This window comes from Micromonospora humi, from assembly GCF_900090105.1.
GTDB lineage: Bacteria > Actinomycetota > Actinomycetes > Mycobacteriales > Micromonosporaceae > Micromonospora > Micromonospora humi.
This window is the reverse complement of the sequence record NZ_FMDM01000004.1, coordinates 399,064-418,634: the sequence shown is the minus strand read 5'-3', so window position 1 is coordinate 418,634 and position 19,571 is coordinate 399,064. Positions and strand designations below refer to the sequence as shown.

Sequence of the window (19,571 nt, the reverse complement as noted above, 5' to 3'; positions counted from 1 at the left end):
GATCGCGTCTAGCGGCCCGCGGGCTTGAGGCCGAGCGGCTTGCCGAGCAGGGACTCACGGCGCACCGCGAGCCGGTCGGCGACCTCGAACATGGCCTTGGCGGCCGGGGCGTCCGGCTCGGAGAGCACGATGGGTCGGCCCGCGTCGCCGCCCTCGCGGACCCGGGTGTCCATCGGGATCTGCCCCAGCACCGGCACCTGAGCGCCGATGGTGCGGGTCAGCGACTCGGCGACCGCCGCGCCGCCGCCGGCGCCGAAGACCTCCATCCGGGTGCCGTCCGGCAGCTCCAGCCAGGACATGTTCTCGATCACGCCGACCACCCGCTGGTGGGTCTGCAGCGAGATGGCGCCGGCCCGCTCGGCCACCTCGGCGGCGGCGGCCTGCGGGGTGGTGACGACCAGGATCTCCGCGTTCGGCAGCAGTTGGGCCACCGAGATCGCGATGTCGCCGGTGCCCGGCGGCAGGTCGAGCAGGAGGACGTCCAGGTCACCCCAGTAGACGTCGGCGAGGAACTGCTGCAGCGCCCGGTGCAGCATCGGGCCGCGCCAGACGACGGCCGCGTTGCCCGGGGTGAACATGCCGATCGAGATGACCTTCACGCCGTGCGACTGCGGCGGCATGATCATGTCCTCGACGCGGGTCGGCGCGCCGTCGGCACCGAGCATGCGGGGCACCGAGTGGCCGTAGATGTCGGCATCCACCACGCCGACCGACAGGCCGCGCGCGGCCAGCGCGGCGGCCAGGTTGACCGTGACGCTGGACTTGCCGACGCCGCCCTTGCCGCTGGCGACCGCGTAGACGCGGGTCCGCGAGCCGGGCTGGGCGAACGGGATCACCGGCTCGGCGGTGCCGCCGCCGCGCAGCTTCGACTGCAGCTCCTGGCGCTGCTCCTGGCTCATCACGCCGAAGATGATCTCGACGCCGCTCACCCCGGGCACCGCGCCCACGGCTGCGGTGATGTCGGTCCGCAGCTTGTCCTTCAGCGGGCAGCCGGCCACGGTGAGCAGCAGCTCGACCCGGACCACGCCGTCGTCGTCCCGCTCGGCGGAGCGAACCATGCCGAGTTCGGTGATCGGCCGGCGGATCTCCGGGTCGTTGACGGTGGCCAGCGCGGCCTGGATCGCGTCGGAGACGGTGCTGACGGGTGCTGACATGCCCGCAATGTTACGTCGGGCTCTCCTGCCGGCCGTCGTGGGCGTAGTCACCGTCGAGCTCGTCGCGCGGCTCGTCGAGCGGGTCGCCGCCGGTGCGCGGCCGGGCCTTCTGTTCCCGCTGCCGCCGCTCCAGCCTGCGCCGCCGCTCGGCCGCCTCGTCCAGCTCCTCGGCCAGCCGGGCCAGCTCGGAACGGAGGAAGTCCCGCGTCGCCACGTCCCCCATCGCGATCCGCAGGGCGGCGATCTCCCGGGCCAGGTACTCCGTGTCCGCCTTCTGCATCGTCGCCCGCCGCCGGTCCTCGTCCAGCGAGACCCGGTCCCGGTCCGCCTGCCGGTTCTGCGCGAGCAGGATCAGCGGGGCCGCGTACGAGGCCTGGAGGGAGAGCACCAGGGTCAGGAACGTGAACGTGTACGGGTCGAAGCGCAGGTGCGCCGGGGCCAGCGTGTTCCACAGGAACCAGGCGGCGAGGATCAGCGTCATGTAGACGAGGAAGTTCGCCGTGCCCATGCCCCGGGCGATGCCCTCGGCCCAGCGGCCGAACGAGTCCGCGTCGATCCGGGGCAGGTGCAGGCCCCGGGGGGCGCGCGGCTGGTCCAGCCGTTCCCCGCGTCGCTGCTCAGTCATCGTCCCCGGTCCCGTCGTCGGTGGCGGACGGGGTCGGCGCCGCGTCCCGGTCCCGCCAGTCGCGCGGCAGGGAGTGGTCCAGCACGTCGTCCACGGTCACCGCGCCGACCAGCCGGTTGTTCCGGTCCACCACCGGCATGCCCACCATGTCGTAGGTGGCCATCCGGCGGGTGATCTCGGTCAGCGGGGTCGAGGTGCGGAGCGGGTCGATGTCGTTGACCACGATCCCGCCGAGCAGGTCGGCCGGGGGTTCGCGGAGCAACCGCTGGAAGTGCACCATACCCAGGTAGCGCCCGGTCGGCGTGGTCAACGGGGCACGGGCCACGAAGACCTGCGCGGCCACGGCGGGCGAGAGCTGCACCTCGCGGATCCGGGCCAGCGCCTCCGCCACGGTGGCGTCCGGCGGCAGGATCACCGGCTCCGAGGTCATCACGCTGCCGGCGGTGCCCGACGCGTAGCGCAGCAGTTGACGCACCGGATCGGCCTCGTCCGGCTCCATCAGGTCGAGCAGCACGTCCTGTTCCGGCGGCGGCAACTCGTTGAGCAGGTCGGCGGCGTCGTCCGGGTCCATCTCCTCGAGCACGTCGGCGGCGCGTTCCCGGTCCAGCGCGGCCAGGATCTCCACCTGGTCGCGTTCGGGCAGCTCGCTCAGCACGTCGGCCAGGCGCTCGTCGTCCAGCGCCGCGGCCACCTCGTTGCGCCTGGCGTCGGGCAGGTCCTGCAGGGCGTTGGCCAGGTCGGCGGGGCGCATGTCCTCCAGCACGGCGAGCAGGTTCGCCGTGCCCCGGTTGTCGCCCACGACGCCGAGGCCCCGGACCCGGTCCCACTCGACCTGGTGCAGGTGGCCGCGGCGGGTGAGCCGGCTGGTCTGCTCGCGCACGGCGACCCGGGTCAGCGCCCACTCGCCGCCGCGGCTGCACTCCATGGCCACGTCGACCACCGAGCCGGCCTGCCCGGTGTCGAGCTGGACCCGCCGGTCGAGCAGTTCCTGGAGCACCAGCAACTCGTTCGGGCGCTTCTCGAAGCGGCGCAGGTTGAGGGTGCCGCTGCCGAGCACCACGGCGTCCGGGTCGATCGAGGTGATCCGGTTGATGGAGAGGAAGATGCGCCGGCGCATCGGCATCTCGGCCACCAGTCCCACGATCTCCGGCGGACGCTGGGTCGGGCGCATCCGGGCGACCGCGTCCCGGACGCGGCCCACCTGGTCGCCGTTCGGGTCGAAGACGGCGACTCCGGCGAGTCGAGCGATGTAGACCCGGTTCGGCGTGCTCACGGGCACCAGCCTAAGGGCCTACTCTCTAACAACATGTCGACCTTGGCCTACGAGATCGTGGACGTCTTCACCGACCGCCCGTTCGCCGGCAACCCGCTGGCCGTGGTGTTCGGCGCGGAGGGTCTGGCCACCGAACAGATGCAGGCGCTCGCGCTGGAGTTCAACCTGTCCGAGACGGTCTTCGTGCTGGCACCCACGCAGGCCGGCGCGACCTACCGGGCACGGATCTTCACCCCGACCGACGAACTGCCGTTCGCCGGGCACCCGAGCGTGGGTGCGGCGGTGACCGCCGGCCGACGCGGCGTCTTCGATGTGGGCAGGGTCACCCAGGAGTGCGGCGCCGGCGTGCTGCCGATCGAGGTGACCGCGACCGGAGCGACGCTGACCGGGGGCACGCCGACGCTCGGCCCGGAACTCGATCCGGAGCCGCTGCTGGAGATCGCCGGCCTCACCGCGGCCGACCACGCCGGCCCACCGCCCCGGGTCGCCGGGTGCGGGTTGGAGTTCCCCTACCTCCCGGTCCGCCCCGACGCGGTGGCCCGGGCGCGGTTGAACACGGCGGCGGCGGAACGGTACGGCGTCGAGCACGTCAGCCTCTTCTCCTGGGACCCCGAGTCGCAAACCGCGCACGCCCGGGTCTTCGTGCCCGGGATCGGCGTACCCGAGGACCCGGCCACCGGCTCGGCCGCCCTGGGCCTGGGTGTCTGGCTGGTCGCCAGCGGCCTGCTGCCCGGTGAGGGCCGGACCCCCTACGCGGTGCGTCAGGGCATCGAGATCAACCGGCCCTCGTCGCTGTCCTGCACGGTGACCGCCTCGGGCGGCACGGCGGTCGGCGCGACCGTCTCCGGCCAGGTGATGCCGGTGGCGCGCGGCGAGATCGCCGTCCCACCCTTCATCGGCTGAGCCGCCCTCGCCGGTCGCTGTCCGATCCGCCCGCGGGCGCGGCGCCCCGCCCCCGCCCCGCGCCGGCCAGCGGTGGCCGTCCGATGGTCCCGCCGACTCGGCCCGTCGGACCCGAGCGGCATCCGGTCGTCCGGCGCTCCGGAGCGCGTCGGGATGCGGGAGGATGGTCGGGTGAGCGACAAGGTGGACGAGCGGGTGACTCCGCCGCTGGTGGACGAGGCGGTGAAGAAGGCGGCCGTGTGTTGGGTCGGCGTCGACGACGGCCCGGCGTACGCGTTGTGGTGCCTGCCGTTGGACGGCGCGCTGCTGGTGGTGACCGGTCCCGGCGAGCAGGCCGCGCCCGGGCTGGCCGACTGCGACGCGGCCGAGGTGACGTTGCGCGGCGACCACGGCGGCCGGATCGTGACCTGGCCGGCGCGGGTGACCCGGCTGCGGCCCGGCACCGACGAGTGGGACGCCGCCGCGCCGCTGGTCGCGGCGAAGCGGCTCAACGCCTCCGGTTCCGCCACCGACCTGGTCGCGCGCTGGGCGGCCGAGGGCTGCGCGGTCAACCGGCTCACCCCGGCGGGCACGGCGGTCACCGGCGCCGACCTGCCGGCCGGTGCGCTGACCGAGCAGCCCCGGCCGGCGTCGGCGGTCCGGGTCGTGCGTAAGCCGTTCCGCCTGCACCGGGTCCGCCGCCGCTGACACCCGAGGTCCGCCCGACCGCGCGGCGTCCGCCGTTCGCCCGGCGCCCGGTCAGCCGCCGGGGGGTGCGGCGTCGGCGGGCACGGCGGGCGGCGCGGCACGGCGTCCGGCCCGGGCGCCACCGAGCACGACCACGGCGACGCCGGCCAGCAGCAGCGCCAGCCCGGGCAGGGCGAGTGGCCGGGGCAGCTGCCCCAGCCAGGCCCAGCCGATCAGGGCCGCGCCGGGCGCCTCGAGCAGGATCAGCACGCTGATCGTGGTCGCGGAGACCCGGTGCAGGGCGTAGTTGAACATCGAGTGGCCGAGCAGTTGGGCACCCGCCACCAGGCCGAGGATCGCCAGCCACGTCCCGCCGTCCCAACCGTGCAGGCGCACCCCGCCGAGCAGGCAGACCACCAGCAGGATCACCGCGCAGACGCCGTAGCAGACGGTGGTGTAGGTGGTCGTGCTGATGCTGGCCCGGGCACGCTCGCCCAGGGCGGTGTAGACGGCCGCGAACATGCCGCCGGCCACGGCCAGCAGGTCACCGGCGAAGGCGCGGCCGGAGACGGCGAAGTCGGCGCCGGTGGCGAGCGCCGCGCCCAGCACCGCGACCGCGATGCCGGCCCAGGCCGCCGCCGGCAGCCGCCGCCCCTGCCAGCGGGCGATCAGCCCCTGCCACACCGGCTGCGTCGCGCCCAGCGCGGTCGCGGCCGCGACCGAGGTGAGCTTCGCGCTCGGCATCCAGGTGGCGAAGTGGGCGGCCAGCGCGACCCCGGAGAGTACGCAGAAGAGCCCCTCCCGGCGGCCCGGCCCGACGGTGAGCGCGCGGAGTTCGGCCCGCCGCCGGGTCACCGCGACCGGGCCGAGCACCGCCGCCGACAGCAGGTTGCGCCAGAACGCGACGGCCAGGGCCGGCGCGGCGGCGAACGCGATCAGCGGGGCGGAGGACGAGACGGCGGCGACGGCCAGCCCGAGCGCGCCCAGGGTCAGCGCGTCGGGCGGCGGGCGGTGGGGAGCGGTGGACACGGGGAGCAATCCTCACACGGCGACCGGCGACACGGAACGTCAGCGCTCCGTTACGATCATGCGCGACCCGGCGACCCTCCCCTCGACGTCCGGAGCATCTCCCCATGCCCAGGTTCCACGCGGTGCTGTTCGACTTCTTCGGCACGCTGACCCAGAGCGTCCGGCGCGGAGCCGCCCACGACGTCATCGCCGACCTGCTCGGCTGCTCCACCGAGGCTCTGGTCGAGGTGCTCGACGGCAGTTACTACGAGCGTGCCAGCGGGTTCTTCGGTGACGCCGAGTCGACCATGCGGTGGGTCTGCGCCCAGGTCGGCGTGCGCCCCTCCGACGCGGCGGTACGCGCCGCCGTCGCCTCCCGGCACCGGGCGGTCCGGGCCGACACCCGGCTGCGCGCGGAGGCGGTGCCGGTGCTGGCCGCGTTGCGCCGCCGGGGCGTACGCACCGGGCTGGTCAGCGACTGCACCCACGAACTCCCGGCGTTCCTGCCCCAGCTCGCGGTCGCGCCGCTGCTCGACACCGTCGTCTTCTCGGTGCGGCTCGGCCGCTGCAAGCCGGATCCGGCGCTCTACCTGGCCGCCTGCCACCGGCTCGGCCGTGCCCCGGCCGACTGCCTCTACGTGGGCGACGGCGGCAGCCAGGAACTCACCGGCGCGCAACGGGTGGGCCTGCGCCCGGTTCGGCTGGCCGCCCCCGACCTTGCCCGCCACATGGTGTTCAACGCCGACCACGACTGGGACGGGCCGGTGCTCGCCTCACTCACCGAGGTGCTCGACCTGCTCGACCCGGTCACCGTCGGCTGATGCCGGTCGGCCGAACTGTGGCCGAACCGGTCACCGGTCCCGCCGCCGTGCGCGAAAGTGCGGGGGGTGGAGCGAGACCGGGACGACGCGGCGGAGCAGGGCACCGTCGTCACGCCCTCGGCCGAGTTCCCGCCGCTCGGCGCCGAGGAGCGGGCCGCGCTCGGCCGCCTCGGCGCGCGCTGGCACGGCCCGCGTCGCGCCGACGACCTGCCGGTCGACCCGACGTTGGGCCGGCGCGACCACCACCCGCGGCCGACCCGGTTCGGCCGGCTCACCCCGATCGACCTGTTCACCGTGGCGCAGCCGGACGAACTGGTCGCCACCGGTCCGGCGCACCTGCCCGGGGACCGGTCCGGCCGGGTGCTCGGCCGGCTGCGCCGGACCCTGGTCGGCCCGCCGCTGGCCAGCAGCTCCGTGCTCTACGAGCGGATGCGCAAGCTGGTCGCGCTGCCGGTGCTCTCGTCGGACCTGCTCAGCTCCGTGGCGTACGGGCCGGAGGCGATGCTCGCCGTGCTGGTGCTGGCCGGCGGTACTGCGCTCGGGCTCGCCCTGCCGCTGGCCGCGCTGCTGGTGGTGCTGATGATCGCGGTGGGCCTGTCCTACCGGCAGACCATCCCGGCCTACCCGCACGGCGCCGGGTCGTACCTCGTCGCCGGGGACAACCTGGGGCGTACGCCGGGGCTGGCCGCCGCGGCCGGGCTGATGCTCGACTACGTGCTGACCGTGTCGGTCTCGGTGGCGGCCGGCGTGCACGCGGTCACCTCGGCGCTGCCCGGGCTCACCCGGTGGACAGTGCCGTTCGGGGTGCTGGTGATCGTCGTGCTGCTCGCCGGCAACCTGCGCGGCGTCCGCACCGCCGGCAACATCTTCGTGCTGCCCACGTACGCCTTCGTGGTGGTGGTCCTCGCGGTGCTGGCGGTCGGCTACGCGAAGGCCGCGGGGCGGGGTTTCACGCCGGTGCCGCCGCCGGCGGTGCCGGCCGCCGAAGGGCTCGGCCTGCTGCTGGTGCTGCGCGCGTTCTCCTCCGGCGCGGTGTCGATGACCGGCATCGAGGCGGTGTCCAACGCGGTGCCGGCGTTCCGCCCGACCGAGTGGCGCAACGCCCGCACCACGCTGGGCTGGATGGTCGCCATGCTGGTCACCCTCTTCGCCGGCCTGGTCGGGCTGATCCACCTCGACGGCCTGGCCCCCCGGGCGGACGAGACCGTGCTGTCCCAGCTCGGCCGGGTCACCTTCCCGACCGGCCCCTGGTACCCGATCCTCCAGGCCACCACCGCGCTGATCCTGCTGCTGGCGGCGAACACCGCGTTCAACGACTTTCCCCGGCTGCTGTTCTTCATGGCCCGTGACGGCCACGCGCCGCGCCGTTTCCTGCACATGGGTGACCGGCTGGCGTTCAGCAACGGCCTGGTCGCGCTGGCGCTCGCCGCCGGGGTGGTCTTCGTGGCCTTCGGCGGGCACACCGAGCGGCTGATCCCGCTCTACGCGGTCGGCGTCTTCCTCGCCTTCACGCTGTCGCAGACCGGGATGGTGGTGCACTGGCGGCGCCGGCGGGGGCGGGGCTGGCGTCGCCGGCTCGCGCTCAACGCGGTCGGCGCCACACTGTCCGGGCTGGTGCTGCTGACCGCCGCGGTCGCCAAGTTCACCGAGGGCGCCTGGGTGGTGGTGGTCGCGGTGCCGCTGCTGGTGCTGCTCTTCCGGCGGATCCACCGGCACTACTCCTCACTGCACCGGGCGCTCGCGCTGCACCCGCCGCCCCCGCACGCGCCGCCCGGCCCGGCCGGGTCCGCCGAGGGTGAGGAACTGCCCCAGCAGGTACGCCACCTGGTGGTGGTGCCGGTGGCCCGGCTGAACCGGGCGTCGCTGCGGGCCCTGGCGTACGCGGCGTCGCTGGGCCGGCCGACGCTGGCGGTGCACATCGCACCCGAGGAGGCCGAGGCGGACCGGTTCCGGGAGCAGTGGCGGGCCTGGGGCGACCATCTGCGGTTGGAGACGATCGTGTCGCCGTACCGGTCGGTGATCGGGCCGCTGGCGCACTATCTGGAGGCGCTGCACACCGCCCGCCCGGAGTTGACGCTCACCGTGATCGTGCCGGAGGTGGTGCTGCGCCGGCGCCGGCACCGGTTGCTGCACAGCCGCGCCGAGCAGCGGCTGCGGGCGGCGTTGCGGCCGCTGCCCGGCGTGGTGGTCACCAGCGTCCCGGTGCACGTGTCGCACTGAGACGCCTCAGACGTCGTGGACCTCCAGGACGCGGGTGGTCGGTGCGGCGTCGCCCAGTTCGGCGCGGAGGGCGGCACGGTCCGGGTCGATCAGGAACCCGTCGTAGCCGGCCCGCGCGGCGAACCGGATCACGTGCACCTCCGTCTCGCCGTCCCCGGTGCGCAGTCGTCGTTCCAGTCGCCCGCCGTGCCGGTCGAGCAGCGCCAGCACCGCGTCCTCGTACCGCCGGCCGGCCTCCGCGTCGGCGCTCAGGTCGACCAACGCGACCAGCAGCACCTCGTTCCCCGTCGTCATGGCGTCGAGTGTGGCACTGCGCCGGCGGGCGCGGTGACCGCCTCAGGCGTCCAGGCCGACGGCCTTCGCGCTGGCCGTCCAGAGTCGGGCGGCGAGCGCCGGATCGGCCGCCTTCGGGCGTGGCCGGTGCGGCTTGCGGTCGGCGTAGTAGCCGCCGTCGGTCAGCCGGGACGGGTCCTGGCAGGCCAGCCAGACCAGCGTCTCGGCGCCCTTCTCCGGGGTGCGGAACGGCAGCAGCCGCATGCCGAGCGCCACGATCCGGCTCTCGTTGCCGAACCGGGTGCTCACCACGCCGGGGTGGAACGCGTACGCCGGCACCTCCGGCCAGCGCCGGGCCGCCTCGGCGGCGAACAGGATGTTCGCCTGCTTGCTGGTGCCGTAGGCGCGGAACGGCCGGTAGTGGCGCAGCGCGGCGTTGAGGTCGTCCGGGTCGAGCACGCCGCTGCGGTGCGCGTCGGAGCCGGTGACCACCATCCGCCGGACCCGGTCGCGCAGCAGGTTGCTGAGCAGGAACGGGGCCAGGTGGTTGGCCTGCATGCTCAGCTCGAAGCCGTCGACAGTGGTGATCGGTTCCAGCACGATCGCGCCGGCGTTGTTGGCCAGCACGTCGATCCGGTCGTAGCCGGCGCGCAACCGCTCGGCGAGCCCGCGGACGTCGTCGAGCACGGCGAAGTCGGCGCGGAACAGCTCCGGCTGCTCGCCGCAGGACTCGCGTACCCGTTCCCCGGCGGCGCGCAGCCGGGCCGGGTCGCGACCGACCAGCACCACCTGGTCGCCGCGGCGCGCCAGCTCCACGGCGGCGGCCAGCCCGATGCCGGAGCTGGCGCCGGTGAGCACCACGATCCGACGCTCAGTGAGATCTTCCACAGGTCCATTCACCCCGGTCACGGCACGAGGTTACCGTGGCGTAGCCCCGTCCTTTGGGATCGTTAAGTTCTCGACATCCACCGCCGCGTCGGCGTGCTGCCGCCGGACGCGGGAAGGAGCGCATCCATGGCCGCTGTCGGTCGCCCCCGCCGGTCCTGCCTCGCGGTACCCGGCTCCAGCGTCAAGATGCTCGGCAAGGCCCAGGGCCTCCCCGCCGACCAGGTCTTCCTCGACCTGGAGGACGCGGTCGCCCCGCTCGCCAAGCCGGACGCGCGCAAGAACATCGTGGCCGCGCTGAACGAGGGGGACTGGACCGGCAAGACCCGGGTGGTCCGGGTGAACGACCTGACCACGCCGTGGACCTACCGGGACGTCATCGAGGTGGTCGAGGGCGCCGGGGCGAACCTGGACTGCATCATGCTGCCGAAGGCGCAGAACGCCGAGCAGGTGCACTGGCTGGACCTGCTGCTCACCCAGATCGAGCGGACGCTGGGCCTGGAGGTGGGCCGGATCGGCATCGAGGCGCAGATCGAGAACGCGGCCGGGCTGGTCAACGTGGACGCCATCGCGGCGGCCTCGCCCCGGGTGGAGACGATCATCTTCGGCCCGGCCGACTTCATGGCCTCGATCAACATGAAGTCGCTGGTGGTCGGCGCGCTGATCCCGGACTACCCGGGCGACCCCTACCACTACATCCTGATGCGGATCCTGATGGCCGCCCGGATGCACGACAAGCAGGCCATCGACGGCCCGTTCCTGCAGATCCGCGACGTGGACGCGTTCCGCGAGGTGGCGAAGCGCTCGGCGGCGCTGGGCTTCGACGGCAAGTGGGTGCTGCACCCCGGGCAGATCGACGCGGCCAACGAGGTCTACTCGCCGGCGCAGGCCGACTACGACCACGCCGAGTTGATCCTCGACGCCTACGACTACTACACCTCGGAGGCGGGCGGGAAGCTCGGCGCGGTGATGCTCGGCGACGAGATGATCGACGAGGCGTCCCGCAAGATGGCGCTGGTGATCGCGGCCAAGGGTCGGGCCGCCGGGATGGCGCGTACCTCCTCGTTCACCCCGCCGGCGGAGTGACCGCGCGCCGGGCCGCCCCTCGTCGGGGGCGGCCCGATCGCGTCAGTAGCTGCTGGACGAGCTGTCCGAGTTGATCGCGATCACGATCATCACGACGTAGAAGATGATCAGCGCGACCAGCAGGGCGGTCAGGATCCAGCCCACGATGATGGCCGCCTTCGCCATGCCCTCGCCCTGTTCGCCGGTCTCCCGGATCTGCTTGCGGGCCACGTGCCCCATGATCGCGCCGATCGGCGCGGTGATGCAGGAGGTGAAGCCGACCAGGGAGAGCACCAGCGCCACGATCGCCAGCGTGTTCGTCCGGCTGGCCGGCGCGTAACCGGGGTACGGGGGCGGGTAGGCGCCCGGCGGCGGGTAGCCGGCCGGCGCGGCGTAACCGGCCGGCGCCGCGTACGGGTCACCGGCGGGCGGCGGGTAGGGCGACTTCGCCCCGGCGTACGGGTCGACCGGCGCGTAGGGGTCGACCGGCGGGGCCGACTGCGGGTCCTGCCAACCACCGGGGGGTGGGGGATAGCTCATCTGATCATCTCCAGGTACGTGGTCGGGGTCAGGGTAGCCACCCGGGAACAACCCGGAGGACCCCCTTTCCGGGTGCCGCATTGCCCGGAAGGTCCACAGCGGGCAGGATCCTCGGCATGGCACTTGACGCGCGTGGGGGTCGGTCGCGACGGGACATGAGCCGGCCGGGGTCGGTGCGCCGCCCGCGCGCCGGCGAGCCGGCGGGCGCCGCCGACCAGGACCGGGCCGAGCCGCTCCCGGAGACCGTCACCATGCGGCTGGACGGCCGGGTCGCGCTGGTCACCGGTGCGGGCAGCGCGGGCGGCATCGGGTACGCGACCGCCCGCCGGCTGGCCGAGCTGGGCGCCCGGGTGGCGATCGTGTCGACCACCCGGCGGATCCACGACCGCGCCGGCGAGCTGGGGGTCACCGGCTTCGTCGCCGACCTCACCGACGAGTCCGAGGTGGGCGCGCTGGCCGACGCGGTGGCCGAGCAGCTCGGCGACGTCGAGGTGCTGGTCAACAACGCGGGCCTGGCCAGCCGGGCCAGCCCGGAGGTGCTGCGACCGGTGGCCCAGCTGACCTACGACGAGTGGCGCGGCGAGATCGACCGCAACCTGACCACCGCGTTCCTGTGCAGCCGCGCGTTCATCAACGGCATGTCCGAGCGCGGTTGGGGGCGGATCGTCAACCTCGCGGCCACCGCCGGCCCGGTCAACGCGTTGCCCACCGAGGCCGCCTACGCGGCGGCGAAGGCCGGCGTGGTGGGGCTGACCCGGGCACTGGCGATGGAGATGATCGCCGACGGGGTGACCGTGAACGCGGTGGCGCCGGGCATCATCCACACTGCGGCGTCCACCCTGGCCGAGATCAAGCAGGGGCACGGCACCCCGGTGGGGCGGCCCGGCACGCCGGACGAGGTGGCCGCGGCGATCGCGTTCCTCTGCTCGCCGGCCGCGTCGTACATCACCGGGCAGATGCTGGTGGTCGACGGCGGCAACAGCGTGCGGGAGGCACAGTTCCGCTGAGGCGTCAGTAGCCGTTGTTGTCCGCGTTGGCCCAGATGGCCAGGCCGATCCAGCCGCAGCAGGCCAGCAGTCCGAGCGCGGTGAACACGTAGCTGAGGATCAGCCCCCAGGTGGCGAGCTGGTCGCCCTCCTCACCGGTCTGCCGGATCTGCCGCTTGGCCAGGTGGCCGCAGACGATGCCGGCCGGGGCGAAGACGAACGCGAGGACCAGCGACAGGATGGCGAGCACGTTCGTGCCGCGCGGTCGTGGTTGCTCGCCGGGCGGCCCGTACTGGCCGTAGGGCGGCTGCGGGGCGTACGGCGGCTGCTGGCCCCACTGGGGGTGCTGCTGCCCGTACTGCGGTTGCCCGTAGGGCTGGCCGTGCGACGGCGGCTCGTACGGCGACGGTGGCTGCTCGTCGGTCACGCTCGCCCCCTCGATCGCAGGTCAACCGCCTTCTCTCTTGCGGACGCTACCCGCAGCGGTGAACCTTTTCACAGCGGTTGTGTGGACTGGTCACCTTGGCGCGGCCGGTCCCGGGGCCGATACTGACCGAGCGTTCAGTTACCCATGAGTAATGCGCCGAACCCCGGAGGCTGAGATGGCTCGACTCGCCCAGACGCCCGGCCTGACCGACGTGCAGCGGTCGATCCTGGAAACCGTTCGGGAGTTCGCCGACAAGGAGATCATCCCGCACGCCCAGCGGCTGGAGCACGCCGACGAGTACCCCGCCGACATCCTCGACGGGATGCGCGAGATGGGGCTGTTCGGCCTCACCATCGACGAGGAGTTCGGTGGCCTCGGCGAGTCGCTGCTGACCTACGCGTTGGTGGTCGAGGAGCTGTCCCGGGGCTGGATGTCGATCTCCGGCATCGTCAACACGCACTTCATCGTGGCGTACCTGATCTCCCAGCACGGCTCGGCGGACCAGAAGGCCCGGCTGCTGCCCCGGATGGCCACCGGTGAGGTGCGCGGCGCGTTCTCCATGTCGGAGCCCGAGTGCGGCTCGGACGTGTCGGCGATCAAGTCGAAGGCGGTCCGCGACGGCGACTCCTACGTCCTGAACGGGCAGAAGATGTGGCTGACCAACGGGGCGTACTCGTCGGTGGTGGCCACCCTGGTCAAGACCGACACCGGGGCCGACTCTGTCTACGGCAACATGAGCACGTTCCTGCTGGAGAAGGAGCCCGGCTTCGGCGAGACCGCGCCCGGGCTGACCATCCCCGGCAAGATCGACAAGATGGGTTACAAGGGCGTCGAGACCACCGAGATGGTGCTCGACGGCGTCACGGTCCCCGCCTCCGCGGTGCTCGGTGGCGAGGAGAAGGTGGGCCGCGGCTTCTACCAGATGATGGACGGCATCGAGGTGGGCCGGGTGAACGTGGCCGCCCGCGCCTGCGGCATCTCGATCCGCGCGTTCGAGCTGGCCGTCGCGTACGCCCAGCAGCGCAAGACGTTCGGCCAGCCGCTCGCCCGGCACCAGGCGATCGCGTTCAAGCTCGCCGAGATGGGCACGAAGATCGAGGCGGCGCACTCGTTGATGGTCAACGCGGCCCGGCTCAAGGATGCCGGCCAGCGCAACGACGTCGAGGCCGGCATGGCCAAGTTGCTCGCCTCGGAATACTGCGCCGAGGTGGTCCAGGAGGCGTTCCGCATCCACGGCGGTTACGGCTACTCCAAGGAGTACGAGATCGAGCGCCTGATGCGCGAGGCGCCGTTCCTGCTGATCGGCGAGGGCACCTCGGAGATCCAGAAGACCATCATCTCCCGCGGCCTCCTCAAGGAGTACAAGCTGTAAGGCGGGGCCCCTTCTTAACGTTTCCGGTAGAGAAGGGGCACCCTCTCACCGCTTCGGCTGAGTGGTGGGCAGGTGCCGGCGGGCGCGGTCGACGAGCGCGGCCGGGTCGTCGGCGTACATCCGGATCTCCCGGACCGGTGTGCTCGGCCCGCTCGGCAGGGGCACCGACAGCGGTTCCCGCAGCGTCACGTCGATCGCGGTCTGGCTGCCGACGCCGAGGTTCAGCACCTCCGGGTCGTCCTCGTCGTAGCGCGCGGCGCGGCTGGACGACAGGGACCGACGGCGGACCGCGACGTCGGCCACGGCGGCCCACGGGACGGTGACGTCGATCGAGACGCCGTTGCGCACCCGCAGGCCGGTGTCGTCGACGACGTGCGGGTGGATCCGGAGGCTGGCCAGCAGCCCGACCATCCACAGCACACCCCAGACGCCGACCCCGATCGCCGCGTGCCGGATCGTCGTCGAGTCGACGGTGCGCCGCAGGATCACGTCCAGGATCGGGATCTCGATCGTGGACAGGGCGAGGAAGGCCAGCAGGATCGGTTGCACGCCGCCGACATAGGCGAACGTGGCCGCGCCCGGCGCCACCGGGTAGGGGCGGCGCAGCGTCCACCGGGTGAGGCTGCGCCACATGCCCCATTCGTACGCCACGACTCGCCGCGCCAGCCGGATCGTCCGTCTCATCGCCGCACCTCCCTTTTGCAATACAGTCGCAATGTAAAGGGGGCAGGGTGCCCATGTCAATGCAGTCGTATTGTGAAAGCATGGAGTCATGCCGAGACGGGTCGACCACCGGGAGCGCCGGGCGCTGATCGCCGACGCGTTGATGCGGGTCGCCGCCGAGCAGGGGCTGGAAGCGGTCAGCCTGCGGCACGTGGCCGCCGCCGCCGAGGTCAGCGCCGGGATGGTGCAGCACTACTTCCGCACCCGGGACGAGATGATGACCTTCGCCCTCGCCGTGGTGAGCGAGCGCAACGAGGCCCGGGTCCGCCGGGCGGTCGAGGCGCTCGGCGCGACACCGGCACCCCGCGCGCTGCTCCGCGCCATGCTGGCCGCGCTGCTGCCGCTGGACGAGGAGCGGCGGGCGGACGGGCGGGTGGCTCTCGCCTTCCTGGCGTACACCGCTGTCCGGCCCGCCGTCGCCGCGGCGCTGCACGGCGAGACGACCGCGCTGCTCGCGTTCGTCGCCGGCCAGATCGCCGCCGGGTCACCGCTCGTCGCGGACGGCCGGGTGGACCCGGAGCGGGCCGCGGTCGGCCTGCTCGCCGTGATGGAAGGGCTCGGGGTGCACGTGCTCGGCGGGCACTATCCGCCGGAGACCGCGCTGGCCGCGCTCGACGCCCAACTCGACCTGCTCTTCGCCCCCGGCTAGGTGCCCGGCGTGGTCAGCCGCGCCGGGAGAGGCCGCCGGCGGCCCGCTCGACGATGAGGCACCGGTCCTCCACGTAGTCGACGCCCGCCTCCTCGGCGATCCGCCGCGCCTCGGCGGAGACGATCCCGAGCTGGAGCCAGACCGCCGGCGCGCCGATCGCCACCGCCTGCCGGACCACGTCGACCGCGTCCCGGGCCGGCCGGAACACGTCCACCAGATCGACCGGGTGCGGGATGTCGGCCAGCGTCGGGTACGCCTTCTCGCCGAACAACTCGTCCACGGTCGGGTTCACCGGGATGATCCGCCAGCCGTGCCGCTGCATCTCCAGCGGTACGCGGTGCGCGGCCTTGCCCGGGTCACGGGAGGCCCCGACCACGGCGATCACGGCGGAGTCGGCGAGCAACTGCTGGGCGGAACGCATCAACCGAGCCTAACGCGGCATCGCGGCGACGACGGGCGAGGAGCCTCCTCGACTCAGGACGGCCGCTCGCCGGTCAGCTCGCGCCGCAGCCGTGCGTGTTCGGCGGCGGTGCCGATGGCGGCCCGATGCTCGGGACGGGCGGCGTAGTGCCCGATCGCGGCCGCCAGCAGGGCCGGGGCGACCGTGAGGTCCCGAACGGGCAGGTCGACCGGGAACCGGCCCCGCCAGCGGGGCCGGACCAGTTCCGGCCGGGCGACGGCCAGCCGCGTCCGCGCGGCGCCCTCCGCCACCGCCCCGGTCGGCCCGAGCGCCGCCCACGGGACGACGACGGCAGGTGCGGTGCCGACGCCGATCTCCTCGGCGGTGAGCACCACCAGCGGGGCGCTGCGCCAGTGCGCGACCAGCAGCCACCCGAGAACCACCACCAGCAGCACCGTCAGCAGCGGTGGGCCGGCACCGTCGACGGCCACGTAGCCCAGCCAGCCCATCAGGACCGGCGCGAATGCGATCCTGGCCCGGGGCGGCGCGAAGAAGGCCCGACCGGCCTCGTCGACCCGGAGGTCACCGGTGGGCGGTCGGTGGGTGAACTCCCGGATCCCGAAGGCGATCATGACCAGCGGCGCCACCAGGCCCAGCAGGGACAGCGGCGTGTCGACCGAGCCGGCCCAGCGGGAGAACAGCCCGACGACCAGGCCCGCCGCCACCGCGACCAGCACGACGCGGCGCTGCCGGCGGAGCGCCGCACCGATGATCTCCCGCATGTGCCGCAGCCTACGAGAGCCTGGCGACCCTCGCTCTCCCTAGAGCAGGGAGAGCTGTTCGGCGGCCGGAGCGGCCGGCGGGGGATCGGACAGCCGGCGGTTGTCGCCGACCTCGCCCCGGTGCAGCCCGTGCCGGCGCGCCGCCATCCGGACCCGGGCGGTCACCTCCCGCTGGTAGACCTGCGGCGCGTACGCGCCGGACCGGTAGAGCCGCCGGTAGCGGGGCACCAGGTGGGGGAACTCGCGGGCCAGCCACCGGGCGTACCACTCCCGGGCACCGGGACGCAGGTGCAGCGCCAACGGGGTCACGTCGGCGGCCCCGGAGGCGGCGATCGCGGCCACCGTGGTGTCGATCGACTCCTCGTCGTCGCTGAGACCGGGCAGGATCGGGGCCATCAGCACCCCGACCGGGAAGCCGGCGTCGGCCAGCCGGCGGACCGCGTCCAGCCGGCGACGTGGGCTCGGCGTGCCCGGCTCGGCCAGCCGCCAGAGCGTCTCGTCCACGAAACCGACCGAATAGGACAGCCCGACCGCTGTCACCTCGGCGGCCTGCCTCAGCAGGGGCAGGTCGCGCAGCAGCAGGGTGCCCTTGGTCAGGATGGAGAACGGGTTGGCGAAGTCACGCAGCGCCTCGAGGATCGGCGGCATCAGCCGGTAACGCCCCTCGGCGCGCTGGTAGCAGTCCACGTTGGTGCCCATCGCGACGTGCGCGCCGCGCCACCGCGGGGCGGCCAGCTCACGCCGGACCAACTCACCGGCGTTGACCTTGACGATCACCTTGCGGTCGAAGTCCGCCCCGGCGTCGAGGTCGAGGTAGGTGTGGGTGTTGCGGGCGAAGCAGTTGTGGCTGACCACCCCGTTGGCGATGAAGTCGCCGGTGCCGGTGGTGATGTCCCACAGCGGCAGCTCCAGGCCCAGATCCTCCACGGCGGTCACCTGGAGCCGGGCCGCGCACTTGAGCGCGGCGCCCTCGATCGAGCGCTTCCGGGTGACGGCCGGGTCGGTCAGGTGGAAGAAGCGCAGCCGTGCCGGCAGGCCACCGGTCAGCCGGAACTGGCGGGGCGCGCTGCCGTTGCCGGCCTCGTCGAGCACCCACCGGAAGTCGAACCGGTCGAGGGCGGCGGCCGCCCGTCGCCGGCTGCCGTCGTCGGCGACACCGATCCGGAACACGCCCCGGCTGCAGTTGCCGCCGGCGTCGAACGAGCCGGCCAGGAAACCGAGCAGCCAGTCGTCGGTCGGCGCGTCCGGCGGGCGGACCAGCGCCGCGACGATCTCGGCGTCGGCCCGCCGCGCCACGCGGACCGCCGTGGACCGGCGCGTCACCCGGCCGGCGACCCGCTCGACGGCGACGCCGGTCTCGGCGAGAAACCGCTCGGCGCGCTCCACCGCCTCCGCCTCGGTGGTGGCCAGGCGGAAGCTTCGGCGCACGCCGGCGGCTGCCGCCTGGCCGTGCGCGGGCTGCCGGTGGTGGAGGACGTCGGGAGTTGCCATGCCGTCGTGCGCAGGCTGTTGCCGGCGGGGGTGCTCGGGCCACCGAACCAACGCGTGCAGGTAGCCCCGGTGGTAGTCGGCGGAGCGCTTCGGCGCGACGGCGAAGCGGCCGGTGCCGAGCAGGCGGTTGCGGGTGGTCAGGTAGGGGCGACGTGCGCCGCCCCGCATGCTCCCGGTGACGTGCTTCCAGCCGCGTTCGGTCAGGAAGCGGTGGTCACCGCTGGCCACCAGCGTGGTGCCGTCGGCCAGGATGACCCGGTGGGCCCGCTTCACCGTCGACCACTTGTCGAGCACGGTGGTGACGACGTAGTGGCGGTAGGCGCCGCGCCGCTGGGTGCCGTAGATCCGGTCGCCGGGCTCCAACTCGCTGATCGGCCGGGTGCGCCCGTCGGCCATCAGGATCGGCGTGTCGCCGGCCAGGCAGTAGGTGCACGCGTGGGAGCAACCGCGGTAGGGGTTGACGGTCCACTCGAACGGCACGCGCGACCGGCCCGGCACCCGGTTGATGATCGACTTGGCCTGCACCTCGTAGAAGGTCATGCCGGCGAAGTCGGGGGTGTCGAACGTGCGGGCGACCGCGCCGGGCAACGCCAGCGGCAGGGGTGGAGCCGCCGGCGTCGCCCGATCGGGAGTCCCCTCGTCCGGGGGAGCGGAGAGGTTGTCCCAGCGCATGGACCTCATTCGAACACGTGTACGAACGAAGTGCAAGTGACGCGCCGGACACCGCGCACCGCCGCGCCCCGCGTGGGTGCAGGATGGTGACATGGAGACGTCGACCTTCGTCTACGACGGCGACTGCGCCTTCTGCACCCGGTGCGCGCAGTTCATCGAGCGTCGTATCCCCACCGGCGCCCGGGTCGTCCCGTGGCAGTTCGCCGACCTGGCGGCGCTGGGTCTGACCGAGGCCGAGTGCGAGGAGGCGGTCCAGTGGGTGGGCGCCGACGGCTCCCGGGCCGCCGGGCCGGACGCGATCGCCCGGCTGCTCGGCGACAGCGGGCCGCTCTGGCGCGTCGCCGGGGGCGGCCTACGCCTCCCGCCGGTGCGTGCCGCGGCGTGGCCCGCGTACCGCTGGGTGGCCCGCAACCGGCACCGCCTGCCCGGCGGCACCGCGGCGTGCGCGCTGCCGCAGGAGGCCCGGGAACGGTTGTACGGTCCGTCGGGCCGCCCCGACCCCACCACCTGACCGACCCGCTGCCACCTTTGGGCGCTGGGCGTGGGCGGTTGCTCGGCACGGGACTCGACGGTGGTGGGCAGCGGTGGCGGATGGTCGGTGGTCCGCCGGCTGCCGGGCGGTGAGCGGTGGGCGTG

General features: G+C 73.6%; 21 protein-coding genes. 9 read left to right on the top strand and 12 right to left on the bottom strand.

Going from position 1 to position 19,571, the window contains the following annotated elements; all coding sequences use genetic code 11:
- Positions 1 to 8 precede the first annotated feature (8 nt).
- The 3 genes from GA0070213_RS10295 to GA0070213_RS10285 are packed head-to-tail and all read right to left on the bottom strand — an operon-like array spanning position 9 to position 3,052.
- On the bottom strand, positions 9 to 1,154 hold the full coding sequence (locus tag GA0070213_RS10295) for a P-loop NTPase (RefSeq protein ID WP_091061321.1): 1,146 nt from the start codon (positions 1,152 to 1,154) through the stop codon (positions 9 to 11).
- 10 nt (positions 1,155 to 1,164) lie between these two features.
- Entirely contained in the window at positions 1,165 to 1,779 is a 615-nt protein-coding gene (locus GA0070213_RS10290; RefSeq protein ID WP_091061319.1) for a DUF1003 domain-containing protein, read from the bottom strand.
- Complete coding sequence (locus GA0070213_RS10285) at positions 1,772 to 3,052, bottom strand: magnesium transporter MgtE N-terminal domain-containing protein (RefSeq protein ID WP_091061520.1); 1,281 nt, start codon at positions 3,050 to 3,052, stop codon at positions 1,772 to 1,774. The genes GA0070213_RS10290 and GA0070213_RS10285 overlap by 8 nt, the downstream gene beginning before the upstream one ends.
- A gap of 33 nt (positions 3,053 to 3,085) precedes the next feature.
- Between GA0070213_RS10285 and GA0070213_RS10280 the strand changes: the two genes are divergently transcribed.
- A complete protein-coding gene (locus tag GA0070213_RS10280; RefSeq protein ID WP_091061316.1) occupies positions 3,086 to 3,955 on the top strand; it encodes a PhzF family phenazine biosynthesis protein in 870 nt (289 codons plus the stop codon).
- Between the two features lie 153 nt (positions 3,956 to 4,108).
- Positions 4,109 to 4,642 (top strand): hypothetical protein, encoded by a 534-nt coding sequence (locus GA0070213_RS10275; RefSeq protein WP_175441279.1) that lies wholly within the window; start codon positions 4,109 to 4,111, stop codon positions 4,640 to 4,642.
- Between the two features lie 51 nt (positions 4,643 to 4,693).
- On the opposite strand, the gene GA0070213_RS10270 is transcribed toward GA0070213_RS10275, so the two are convergent.
- Positions 4,694 to 5,650, bottom strand: coding sequence for a DMT family transporter (locus GA0070213_RS10270; RefSeq protein ID WP_091061312.1), 957 nt, complete (start codon positions 5,648 to 5,650; stop codon positions 4,694 to 4,696).
- 104 nt (positions 5,651 to 5,754) lie between these two features.
- Between GA0070213_RS10270 and GA0070213_RS10265 the strand changes: the two genes are divergently transcribed.
- Both GA0070213_RS10265 and GA0070213_RS32515 read left to right on the top strand, forming a co-directional pair.
- Complete coding sequence (locus tag GA0070213_RS10265) at positions 5,755 to 6,450, top strand: HAD family hydrolase (RefSeq protein ID WP_091061310.1); 696 nt, start codon at positions 5,755 to 5,757, stop codon at positions 6,448 to 6,450.
- Between the two features lie 66 nt (positions 6,451 to 6,516).
- A complete protein-coding gene (locus GA0070213_RS32515; RefSeq protein WP_281182276.1) occupies positions 6,517 to 8,670 on the top strand; it encodes an APC family permease in 2,154 nt (717 codons plus the stop codon).
- Positions 8,671 to 8,676: 6 nt separating this feature from the next.
- Here the strand turns inward: GA0070213_RS32515 and GA0070213_RS10255 are convergent, their stop codons facing one another.
- Together GA0070213_RS10255 and GA0070213_RS10250 are read right to left on the bottom strand one after the other, a co-directional pair.
- Positions 8,677 to 8,964: a hypothetical protein gene (locus GA0070213_RS10255; RefSeq protein WP_091061306.1), complete on the bottom strand. Its 288-nt coding sequence runs from the start codon at positions 8,962 to 8,964 to the stop codon at positions 8,677 to 8,679.
- A 42-nt stretch (positions 8,965 to 9,006) separates the two neighbouring features.
- Positions 9,007 to 9,831 (bottom strand): SDR family NAD(P)-dependent oxidoreductase, encoded by an 825-nt coding sequence (locus tag GA0070213_RS10250; protein WP_175441278.1) that lies wholly within the window; start codon positions 9,829 to 9,831, stop codon positions 9,007 to 9,009.
- Between the two features lie 126 nt (positions 9,832 to 9,957).
- On the opposite strand from GA0070213_RS10250, the gene GA0070213_RS10245 reads away from it, so the two are divergent.
- Positions 9,958 to 10,914: an HpcH/HpaI aldolase/citrate lyase family protein gene (locus GA0070213_RS10245; RefSeq protein ID WP_091061302.1), complete on the top strand. Its 957-nt coding sequence runs from the start codon at positions 9,958 to 9,960 to the stop codon at positions 10,912 to 10,914.
- 42 nt (positions 10,915 to 10,956) lie between these two features.
- On the opposite strand, the gene GA0070213_RS10240 is transcribed toward GA0070213_RS10245, so the two are convergent.
- Entirely contained in the window at positions 10,957 to 11,433 is a 477-nt protein-coding gene (locus GA0070213_RS10240) for a DUF4190 domain-containing protein (RefSeq protein ID WP_091061300.1), read from the bottom strand.
- 116 nt (positions 11,434 to 11,549) lie between these two features.
- Here GA0070213_RS10240 and GA0070213_RS10235 point away from each other — a divergent pair, with 116 nt between their 5' ends.
- The gene (locus GA0070213_RS10235) at positions 11,550 to 12,440 is read left to right on the top strand and encodes an SDR family NAD(P)-dependent oxidoreductase (RefSeq protein ID WP_091061298.1); all 891 of its coding nucleotides are present in this window, start codon (positions 11,550 to 11,552) and stop codon (positions 12,438 to 12,440) included.
- A gap of 4 nt (positions 12,441 to 12,444) precedes the next feature.
- Here the strand turns inward: GA0070213_RS10235 and GA0070213_RS10230 are convergent, their stop codons facing one another.
- Entirely contained in the window at positions 12,445 to 12,846 is a 402-nt protein-coding gene (locus tag GA0070213_RS10230; RefSeq protein ID WP_091061296.1) for a DUF4190 domain-containing protein, read from the bottom strand.
- A gap of 175 nt (positions 12,847 to 13,021) precedes the next feature.
- Between GA0070213_RS10230 and GA0070213_RS10225 the strand changes: the two genes are divergently transcribed.
- Positions 13,022 to 14,218, top strand: coding sequence for an acyl-CoA dehydrogenase family protein (locus GA0070213_RS10225; RefSeq protein WP_091061294.1), 1,197 nt, complete (start codon positions 13,022 to 13,024; stop codon positions 14,216 to 14,218).
- A gap of 45 nt (positions 14,219 to 14,263) precedes the next feature.
- Here GA0070213_RS10225 and GA0070213_RS10220 read toward each other — a convergent pair whose 3' ends face one another.
- Positions 14,264 to 14,902 (bottom strand): PH domain-containing protein, encoded by a 639-nt coding sequence (locus GA0070213_RS10220; RefSeq protein ID WP_091061292.1) that lies wholly within the window; start codon positions 14,900 to 14,902, stop codon positions 14,264 to 14,266.
- A gap of 88 nt (positions 14,903 to 14,990) precedes the next feature.
- Between GA0070213_RS10220 and GA0070213_RS10215 the strand changes: the two genes are divergently transcribed.
- Positions 14,991 to 15,590 (top strand): TetR/AcrR family transcriptional regulator, encoded by a 600-nt coding sequence (locus GA0070213_RS10215; protein WP_091061290.1) that lies wholly within the window; start codon positions 14,991 to 14,993, stop codon positions 15,588 to 15,590.
- Positions 15,591 to 15,603: 13 nt separating this feature from the next.
- Here the strand turns inward: GA0070213_RS10215 and GA0070213_RS10210 are convergent, their stop codons facing one another.
- The 3 genes from GA0070213_RS10210 to GA0070213_RS10200 are packed head-to-tail and all read right to left on the bottom strand — an operon-like array spanning position 15,604 to position 18,935.
- A complete protein-coding gene (locus GA0070213_RS10210) occupies positions 15,604 to 16,011 on the bottom strand; it encodes a CoA-binding protein (protein ID WP_091061288.1) in 408 nt (135 codons plus the stop codon).
- A gap of 53 nt (positions 16,012 to 16,064) precedes the next feature.
- Positions 16,065 to 16,772: a hypothetical protein gene (locus GA0070213_RS10205; RefSeq protein WP_091061286.1), complete on the bottom strand. Its 708-nt coding sequence runs from the start codon at positions 16,770 to 16,772 to the stop codon at positions 16,065 to 16,067.
- Between the two features lie 39 nt (positions 16,773 to 16,811).
- Positions 16,812 to 18,935, bottom strand: a complete 2,124-nt coding sequence (locus GA0070213_RS10200) for an intein-containing Rv2578c family radical SAM protein (RefSeq protein ID WP_091061284.1) — start codon at positions 18,933 to 18,935, stop codon at positions 16,812 to 16,814.
- A gap of 91 nt (positions 18,936 to 19,026) precedes the next feature.
- Here GA0070213_RS10200 and GA0070213_RS10195 point away from each other — a divergent pair, with 91 nt between their 5' ends.
- Complete coding sequence (locus GA0070213_RS10195; RefSeq protein ID WP_091061282.1) at positions 19,027 to 19,446, top strand: thiol-disulfide oxidoreductase DCC family protein; 420 nt, start codon at positions 19,027 to 19,029, stop codon at positions 19,444 to 19,446.
- Positions 19,447 to 19,571: the final 125 nt, after the last annotated feature.